Genomic DNA, 8,641 nt, shown 5'->3' on the forward strand with positions numbered 1-8,641 from the left:
CCAGCTACTTCCAACCTAGCATAGCGGCTCAAAACAAATCAACCCGAAGTGGGCTGAGTGGTCTGTTTCCGGGGTCTCGGCCCGACCGCCGGATTGAACGTGTCCTCCCCCTGGGTAAGTTGAACAACGTCACTTCCGTCCGGATTCATCATGAAGATCTGGCGCTTTCCCAGCCTGGAGCTGCTGAAGTAGATCTTCCGCGCGTCGGCGGACCAGCGCGGGTTCTCGTTGTGTCCCGCATCGTAGGTGATCTGGACCGGGTTCTGCCCGTTGGAGTCCATCACGATGACGTCGAAGACCGCGTCGTGCCTGGAGGCGTAGACGATCTTGTCCCCCTTGGGAGACCACTGCGGCGAGTCGTTGTACTTCCCTTCGAGCGTCAGCAGACGCTGGTTCGAGCCCTCGGTGTCCATCACGTAGATCTGCGGAGAACCCGAGCGGTCCGACGTGAACACGATCTCCCTTCCGGTGGGGCTGAACGAGGGCGACGAGTCGATCCGCTCGTTCCGGGTGAGGCGGCGCGCCGTCTGGGCGTCGCGGCTGATGATGTAAATCTCGGCGTTCCCGTCACGCGAGAGCGTGCAGGCGATCCACTTCCCGTCGGGGGAGTAGCAGGGCGCGGTGTTGAGCCCCGGCCGGGTCGAAAACGGATACGACGCCCCGCGCTTCTGGTCAAACAGGTAAAGGTCGGGGTTCCCGCGCTTGAACGTCGTGAAGGCGATCTCGCTTCCCCACGGCGCCCACGCCGGGGAGAGGGCAAGGCTTCGGTCATGGGTCAGCTGCCGGGCGTTCTGTCCGTCATAGTCCGCGACCCAGATTTCCTTGTACCGCCCGTCCTGGCGTATGAAGGCGATCCTCGTCTCGGCGATTCCCCGCTCCCCGGTCAACGCCTCGAGCACGTCGTCGTTGAAGCGGTGCATCACGGCCCGGAGGTCGCTTGCCCCGAAGGGGTAACTGCGCCGGAACACGGATTCGGCCGTTCCAAGATCGAACACCTCGCCCGTGAATCGGAACATTCCCCCCGCGGCCGCCTCGACCAGGCCCTCCACGCGCACGCTTCCGGATTGGCTCGGAGAGGGCGTGAGCTTTTCTCGAAGCGGATCGACGTCGGCCACCGCGAAGACGCCCGAGAGATCGAAGTCGTGTCGAACGACCCCACGAGCCTCATCGGCCACGCTCTGCGCGCCGCCCTCCGCGCGGAAACGCGCGAGATAGAGCGGCGATTTGACGGTGCCCGAAGCCTGGATGCCGATGCGCACGTCCGTCTGGGACCGCGCCGGGGCTGGCCCGAAGAAGGCGAGGGCGAGGAGGAGCCAGGGAATGACGCGCCCGCGGGCGCTACTGCTGGTATTCAAATCCAAAGTGGACTCCCAGGTAGTTGTCGGTGAATCCCGCCGGCAAGGGCGGGAGCGGCGTCGCGGCGAGAAGCGCCCGCATCGTCGTCTGGTCGAAGAACGAGTAGCCCGAAGTGGTCTCGACCTGGGCGACCGAGATCTGGCCGTCCTTGTGGATCCGGAAGTAGACCGTGGCGCGGATCCGCCGCCCCGTGGCGTCCATCCCGGGCGGAGGCACCCACTGCGCGCCGATCTTGTTCCGGATCGCCGCGAGATAGAACGCAAATCGAAAATCCCCGTCGGCCGTGACGCTGGTGCTCCGCGTGGAGTCGGGGGACCACCATCGCGGGGTCAGGTCGGCCTGCGGCGCGGGCGCGACCTCGCGCGGCAGGGCCTTCGACTCGTCCGAGGCTCCCTTCTTCGTCGGTCCCCGCTCCTTTCTCACGACCACCTTGGCTCCCGGCGTGTAGCGCTTGATCAGGGCCGGCTTGGGACGCGTTTTCTCGGCCTCGACCGGCGGCGCCGCGGCTTCGGGCGCGGGAAAGGTGCGAAGCGGCATGATCCGGACCAGCTGGGCGCGCCGAATGCTCCCGCTGGAAGCGGGTAGGGAAATCTCGCGCGACAGCCGGGCCTTGTTCACGAAGAAGCCGAGCAGCATCGCGTGGAGAAGGCAGGCCATGGCGATGAAGATCGCCGAGGTGCGCTCGTCCGGGGGGGCAGCGCCCCGGCGTCGAATGGATAGCTTTTCGCGCAGCTCCATGGGGGGTCCGCCATGCCCTGGGTTAGGCCTCCTGCTCCAGCCGGAGCGCGTCGTGCAAGGACCGGATCGCGCGCTCCGCGTCCGTCTTTCGCACGATGCAGGTGATCGTGATGGAGGACGTGCTGATGATCTCGATGTTCACCTTGGCCTCCGCGAGCGCGGCAAAGACCTCCCCCGCCGTCCCGGCGGAGGTCGCGAGGCCCTCGCCCACGACCGACAGGATGGCCACGTCGGGATCGTAGACGAAAGCCCGGGCACCCAAGCGCTTGCGCACTTCCTCGACGATCGGCAGCACGGTGCGGACATCGTGCGAGCCGACCGCGAACGTCACGTCGTTCTTCGAGTCGGCGCCGCTTGCCTGCACGATCATCCGGACGTTCACCCCGTGGCCGCCGACCTCGCGGAAGATCTCTGCCGCGACGCCGGGCCGATCCGGGACGCCCAAGAGGGCGATCTTGGCCACTTCCGCGTCGTACGCGATGCCGCGGATAACAACCTGTTCCATCAGGTCACCCTTTCGGATACGCGAGCCTTCGTTCCAGTTGAAGCTCGAGCGCACGTGGATCGGGACGCGGAAGCGGCGCGCGATCTCGACCGACCGGTTGTGGAGAACCTTCGCCCCGAGCGAGGCCAGCTCCAGCATCTCGTCGTACGATAGCTCCGCGAGCTTCCGGGCGTTTGGCACGATGCGGGGATCCGCCGTGTAGACCCCGTCGACGTCGGTGTAGATCTCGCACGCTTCCGCCCCCAGTGCGGCGGCGAGCGCGACGGCTGTGGTGTCGGAGCCGCCCCGCCCGAGCGTCGTCACCTCCCGATCCCGACTAACCCCTTGAAACCCCGCAACGATCACGACTCGCCCGCGTTTCAGCTCCTCCCGTATACGATCGGCCTTCACCTCCAAAATCTTAGCGCGGGTATGCGAAGTATCGGTGACGATGCCGCTTTGGGAGCCGGTAAAGGAGACTGCCTCCTGTCCGCGGTCGTTTACAGCCATGGCCACGAGGGCCATCGAGATCCGTTCCCCCGACGTCAGGAGCATGTCCAGCTCGCGGGGGTGCGAATTGCTCGAGACCTTCCCGGCCAATTCGAGGAGATCGTCGGTGGTGTCCGCCATGGCGGATACGACCACGACCAACTCCGTGCCGGCGCGCCGCGTGCGGACGATGCGCTCGGCCACATGGTGGATCCGCTCGGGCGTCCCGACCGAGGTGCCTCCGTACTTCTGGACGAGCAGTGGCACGCTTCGAGGGCGCTCCTAGCCGAGAGTGCGGGATACGGCGCCGCGATCCGCGACCCGTCCCGGGATCGCGCGCGCGCTCACGGCGGCGCGTCGAAACGCGCGGACCATTGCCGCGCCGACGCGCGCGCCCTTCCCGGGAGCATGCAGCGCCAGAAGCGTGGGTCCGCTTCCGCTGATGGTGACGCCGTACGCTCCGGCGCGACGACCCGCATCGACGACCCGGTCGAAGGCGGGGATCAGACGCGCGCGGCGCGGCACATGGTACACGTCTCGAAGCGCTTCGGCCACGAGATCGACACGGCCGCTCGTGAAGGAATGGAGAAGCGCCAGCGCCCGCGCGGTGTTCGCGGCCGCGTCCCGAAGCGCGATCGTCTTCGGGAGTATCGCGCGCGCCTTCGCGGTGCTTACGCGAAAGTCGGGAACGACCAGGGTCATCGAGACGCCGCGAGGGCGCGGAAGGCGGATCGGCTCGACGCCCCCGGATTCGCGCGGCATGGAGAGCACGAGCCCGCCGAAGAGCGCGGGGGCCACGTTGTCGGGGTGGCCTTCCAGGCGCACCGCCTCGTGGAACAGCTCGAGGACCGAGAAACGGCGCCCAAGCCAGTGATTGGCGAGCGAGAGCCCGGCGACGATGGCCGCCGCGCTCGATCCCAACCCCCGAGCCACGGGAATGCGCGAGCGCACGGTGAGGGAGACGGTCGGGACCGGCGCCTTGGCCAGGCGGCAGAGGTGGCGAAACGCCGTCAGGATGGGGTCGCGGTGTGGGTCGAGGAGGAGATCGCTTCCCTCCCCGCGACGCTCGATCCGGAACCCTTCGGGAATGCGGCGGGCCACGGCGACGAGCGGAAGCCGGATCGCGAGCCCCAGGCAATCGAACCCTGGACCGAGGTTGGAGGTAGACGCGGGCACGGTCGCGGACCACGCGCGGGCCCGGGAGCGCCTCATCCGAGAAGCGCCTTCCGGAGGATGGCGGGATCGGCCTCGACCGTCTCCACGGCCCGCGAGACCTGGACCGCGCGCTCGGGATCCTTGAGCCCGTGGCCGGTCACGGTCGCGACCGCGGTGCGAACCCCGGAGAGCGCGCCCCGGGCCCCGAGCTTGAGAAGCCCCGCCACACCGGCCGCCGACGCGGGCTCCACGAACACGCCCTCCCCGTCGGCGAGCGCGCGGTAGGCCGCGACGATCTCCTCGTCGGTCACGATCTCGATCGAGCCTCCGGATTGGTCGCGCGCCTCGAGGGCCCCTTTCCAGGACGCGGGATTCCCGATCTTGATCGCGGTGGCGAGCGTCTTGGGCTCCGCGACGCGCTCCCCGCGGACGATCGGCGCGGCCCCTTCGGCCTGGAAGCCGAGCATCCGCGGCGTGGCGCCGCCCCCGCGCCGCTTGAGCTCCTGGTAGCCCTTCCAGGTCGCGGTGATGTTGCCGGCGTTCCCGACCGGGAGCGCGTGAACGTCCGGCGCGCGGCCGCCGAGAGCCGCCGCGATCTCGTAGGCCACCGTCTTCTGCCCTTCGATCCGATCCGGGTTGATCGAGTTGACGACGGCGATCGAGCCGTCGCCCGAAAGCGAGCGCACCAGCTCGAGCGCCCGGTCGAAAGTTCCCCGCACCGCAACGACCCTCGCGCCATGGACCATCGCCTGGGCGAGCTTTCCGAGCGCGACCTGGCCCTCCGGGATGAGGACCGCGCACCGAAGCCCGCAGCGGGCGGCATAGGCCGCGGCGGAGGCCGACGTGTTCCCCGTCGAGGCGCAGAGGATCACCTTCGCGCCGGCCGCGAGCGCGCGCGAGACCGCCACGGTCATGCCGCGGTCCTTGAAGGAGCCGGTGGGATTCAACCCCTCGAACTTCAGATAGAGATCGAGCCCGGGCGCGATCCGCTTGGCCAGGGACGGGGCGGGGACAAGCGGGGTGTTCCCTTCGAGCAGGGTGACGACCGCGTGATCGGGAATCGGGGGGAGGAGATCGCGGTACTCGAGGATGACGCCGCGCCACGCGGTCATATGTCGAAGATCCGCACGGCGCGGGGCGTCTTTCGGATCGTGGGGAGCTCGGAGATCCCCTTCACGGCGTCGCGCGCGTCCTTGTCCCTCGCTTCGTGGGTCAGCATCGTGATCGAGGCCTCGCCCCGCACCCCGGGTTCCTGAAACACCTGCGCAACGCTGACGCCGGCCGCGGCGAGGCGGTTCGCGACCTGCGCCAAGACGCCCGGACGATCCTCGACGAGCAGGCGGAGGTAGTATTTCGTGCGCACCTCGTCGAGCGGGAGCCGCTCATCGCCCTCGCGTTCCCGATCCGCTCGCGCCGCGTTGCCCTTCCCCGCGGTCGCCCTGGCCTCCCCGGGACCGCCCGCGCCCATCACCCCGGCAGCCCTCCGCCACGACCACTCGCGCGCGGAGGCGATCACGTCGCCGAGGACCGCCTGCGCGGTCGCCTGGCCGCCCGCCCCCTTTCCGTAGAGGAGCATCGAGCCCGCCGCCTCGCCCCGCAGGTAGACGGCGTTGAACTCGTCCCGCACCGTGGCGAGAAGGTAGCGCTTGGGGATGAAGGCCGGATGGACCCGGAGGTCGAGCCCCGCCGGCGTCCGGATCGCGATCCCGAGCAGCTTCGCCGTGTAGCCGAAGCGGTCCGCCTGCCGGAGGTCCTCCAGCTCCATGCCCACGATTCCCTCGGTGGGGACGGAGCCGTGCTCGAGCGGAACGCGGAACGCGCGCCGGGCGAGGATCGTGAGCTTCTGCGCCGTGTCGGCGCCGGAGAGATCGAGGGACGGGTCGGCCTCGGCGAAACCGAGCTTCCGTGCCGCCTCGAGCGCCTCGGCGAAGTCCCGCCCCTCCCGCTCCATCGTCGAGAGGATGTAGTTGGTGGTTCCGTTCAAGATCCCGACGAGGAGGGTGAATCGCTCGGTGCGAAGGCCGTGGTCGAGCGACTGGAGTATGGGGATCACGCCGCCGACCGAGGCCTCGTAACGGAGGGTCGCCCCCGAGCGCGCCGCCAGCGTCTCCAGAGAGGCCCCGTGAAGGGAGATCAGGTGCTTGTTCGCGGTCACGACCGCGATCCCCCGCGTGAGCGCGCGCTCGACGGGCGGGAGGGAGCGCTCCGCTCCACCCATGAGCTCCACGAGGAGATCGATGTCCTCCGATCCGGCGACGGCCATCGCGTCGGCGCCGACCTCGATGCCGGTCAGGTCCACTTCACGGCTCTTCTTGGGATTCGCGACCGCGATCCGGGTCACGCGGAGCGGAGCGCCGACGGCCGTTTCCACGTCGCGGGCACGCTGAAGCAGTAGGCGAAGGAGCCCGGAGCCGACGACGCCACAGCCGATCATTCCGAGCCGGATGGGGGATGCCATGAGCCGGTCCAACCTAATGGACCGTCGGGAGGGTGTCAAACACGCGGGGCGGAGGAGGCCGGGCGAACCCGGCCTCTACGCCGCGTGGGCCTGCTAGCCGCGCCGGGGCGGCCCCCACTTCTCGCGGAACACCTTGAGCGAGAAGGACGGGTCGATCCGCTTGAGCTCGCGCGCCGCGCGCGCGAGGCGCCGGCGGGCATCCCGGGCGTGCGTCTTCTGCCAATCGACGTAGCCGTCGAGGAGCGCGTTCCAGGTGCTGCGCCGGTGCTCGTCCTCGAAGCGCTCCTGGGCCTGCCGCTCGATGTGGAAGACCTCGCCCTCGCTCAACCGCCGGACGAGGTTCAAGTACTCGCCGCTCATCCAGGTCATCACCTTCGTGTAGGCCTCGAAATTCCGCGAGAGCTTGTCCATCACCTCGGTGATTCCGGCCTTGGAGCCGTAGAGCCGCTCGGCGTAAGCCGACGCGAATTGGTAGTAGGATTTTCCGCGACCGGTGAGCCGGTTGGCTTCGCCGTCGGAAGCGCGCATGGGGTCGAGCCCGGTCGAGGCCTCGCTGAAAACGCCAAGCGAGACGTAGAGAAAGTCGGCGTTCGCCTTGTAGACGCGGTAGCGGTAGCGCTGGTCCTTGCTGTCCTGCACGCGGGCGAACACATCCGCGTCGCGGGGCGAGACGAGGTCGGCGCGCAGCAGATCCTCGCGTCCGGAGACGACGCCCGAGAGCAGCGCCGCGGTATAGACGTTCACGTCCTCGTCGTACTCGGCGAGGTCGGACGGCATGTCCGAATCGATCCTCGAGAGGAGGAAGTTGTTGATGAAGAAGTAGCCAACGTCCTCTTGATGGACTGCCTCACGCCCCTCGGGGCGCGCCGCAAGCTTCAAGTAGCTAGGACCGTTCATTGGATTGCCCTCCTTCCCCCATCCGCACCAGGCGGAGTCTTACTTGGGATAGGAGCACTTCTCATGCCATGCGGGATTGCAGAATTATGCTACCTCGACCGGCACCCTCGCATCCAAGTTAAGTTTAATTAACATACATGGTTGCGATGGATTCCGGCGGATTCCCTCGTGTGGGTGAGACGGGCCGGTCGGCGAGAAATGTAGCGATTTGCCATGGTGAGGAAATTCGCACTGTGACTGGCGGTGCGGGCCGATCGGGAGGCTAGATCGTGGGAACGCCCGGCAGCAGCATGTAGAGGAAGCTGCGAATCACGATCGTGATGTAGACCGCAAAGACGGTAATGACGGCGCCATAAAGCCACCTCACCCGCTTCCGGAAGCGCCACAGGAGGACGCAGCCCAGGGAGGGGACGAGCGTCTTGTACATCCAGAATCCGTAGGGCGAGTGCTCCAGGAGGACGGCCATGAGGCGGTTCGCCTCGACCATGAGCTTGGCGTGCAGGAGGAAGATCGTCTGGGCGGCGTCGGTGTAGTTGAGCAGGCCGATCCCCCAGAGCATCCAATACATCTGGTGCTCCATCCGGCCCGCGGCCCGGCGGTCGGTGCGGCGCCGCTGCCCGTCCCGGCGCTCCGTCATGGTCTTCGGCATCGGAGTTCCCTCCCCAACGTTCCCGCGCGAGCGGGGCGCACGTCGCGCCAACGGCGCTGTGCCCGATCTCCCGCGACTATCGGCAATTTCCATGCGTACTTTCGCCAGAACTGGCGATCCCCAGCCGGTTTGACAGCCCGGGGCCGGGGTGTGATAGAGTCCGCCGCGATTCACTCTCGGAGAGGGTACCCCCGCCCATGGAAGTCCTGATCGGAACGGCCGATATCCAGCGCCGCATCGGCGAGCTGGGAAAGCAGATCGCGCGGGATCATCCCGAAGGGACGCCCCTTTTGGTCGGGGTGCTGAACGGCTGTATCTTCTTCGTGGCCGACCTGATGCGGGCGATCCCGATCCCCCATGAGATCGATTTCGTGAGCGTCACGTCCTACGGCCGGTCGAGCCAGTCCAGTCGCTC

8 protein-coding genes are annotated in these 8,641 nt (G+C 67.9%); all 8 read right to left on the reverse strand.

The window, feature by feature from the left end:
• Positions 1-38 precede the first annotated feature (38 nt).
• A complete protein-coding gene (locus E6K79_10070; GenBank protein ID TMQ63415.1) occupies positions 39-1,355 on the reverse strand; it encodes a Tol-Pal system beta propeller repeat protein TolB in 1,317 nt (438 codons plus the stop codon).
• The gene (locus E6K79_10075; GenBank protein TMQ63416.1) at positions 1,339-2,094 is read right to left on the reverse strand and encodes a TonB C-terminal domain-containing protein; all 756 of its coding nucleotides are present in this window, start codon (positions 2,092-2,094) and stop codon (positions 1,339-1,341) included. Before E6K79_10075 ends, E6K79_10070 begins: the two co-directional genes overlap by 17 nt.
• Before the next feature lie 22 nt (positions 2,095-2,116).
• Positions 2,117-3,334 (reverse strand): aspartate kinase, encoded by a 1,218-nt coding sequence (locus E6K79_10080; GenBank protein TMQ63417.1) that lies wholly within the window; start codon positions 3,332-3,334, stop codon positions 2,117-2,119.
• Positions 3,335-3,349: 15 nt separating this feature from the next.
• Positions 3,350-4,279, reverse strand: coding sequence for a homoserine kinase (gene thrB, locus E6K79_10085; GenBank protein ID TMQ63418.1), 930 nt, complete (start codon positions 4,277-4,279; stop codon positions 3,350-3,352).
• Positions 4,276-5,334 (reverse strand): threonine synthase, encoded by a 1,059-nt coding sequence (locus E6K79_10090; GenBank protein ID TMQ63419.1) that lies wholly within the window; start codon positions 5,332-5,334, stop codon positions 4,276-4,278. The genes thrB and E6K79_10090 overlap by 4 nt, the downstream gene beginning before the upstream one ends.
• Positions 5,331-6,680 (reverse strand): homoserine dehydrogenase, encoded by a 1,350-nt coding sequence (locus E6K79_10095; protein ID TMQ63420.1) that lies wholly within the window; start codon positions 6,678-6,680, stop codon positions 5,331-5,333. Before E6K79_10095 ends, E6K79_10090 begins: the two co-directional genes overlap by 4 nt.
• 93 nt (positions 6,681-6,773) lie before the next feature.
• Positions 6,774-7,577, reverse strand: coding sequence for a hypothetical protein (locus E6K79_10100; protein ID TMQ63421.1), 804 nt, complete (start codon positions 7,575-7,577; stop codon positions 6,774-6,776).
• Between the two features lie 262 nt (positions 7,578-7,839).
• Positions 7,840-8,226, reverse strand: a complete 387-nt coding sequence (locus E6K79_10105; protein ID TMQ63422.1) for a hypothetical protein — start codon at positions 8,224-8,226, stop codon at positions 7,840-7,842.
• Between the last annotated feature and the right edge of the window lie 415 nt (positions 8,227-8,641).

Source organism: Candidatus Eisenbacteria bacterium (genome assembly GCA_005893305.1).
Taxonomy (GTDB): domain Bacteria; phylum Eisenbacteria; class RBG-16-71-46; order SZUA-252; family SZUA-252; genus WS-9.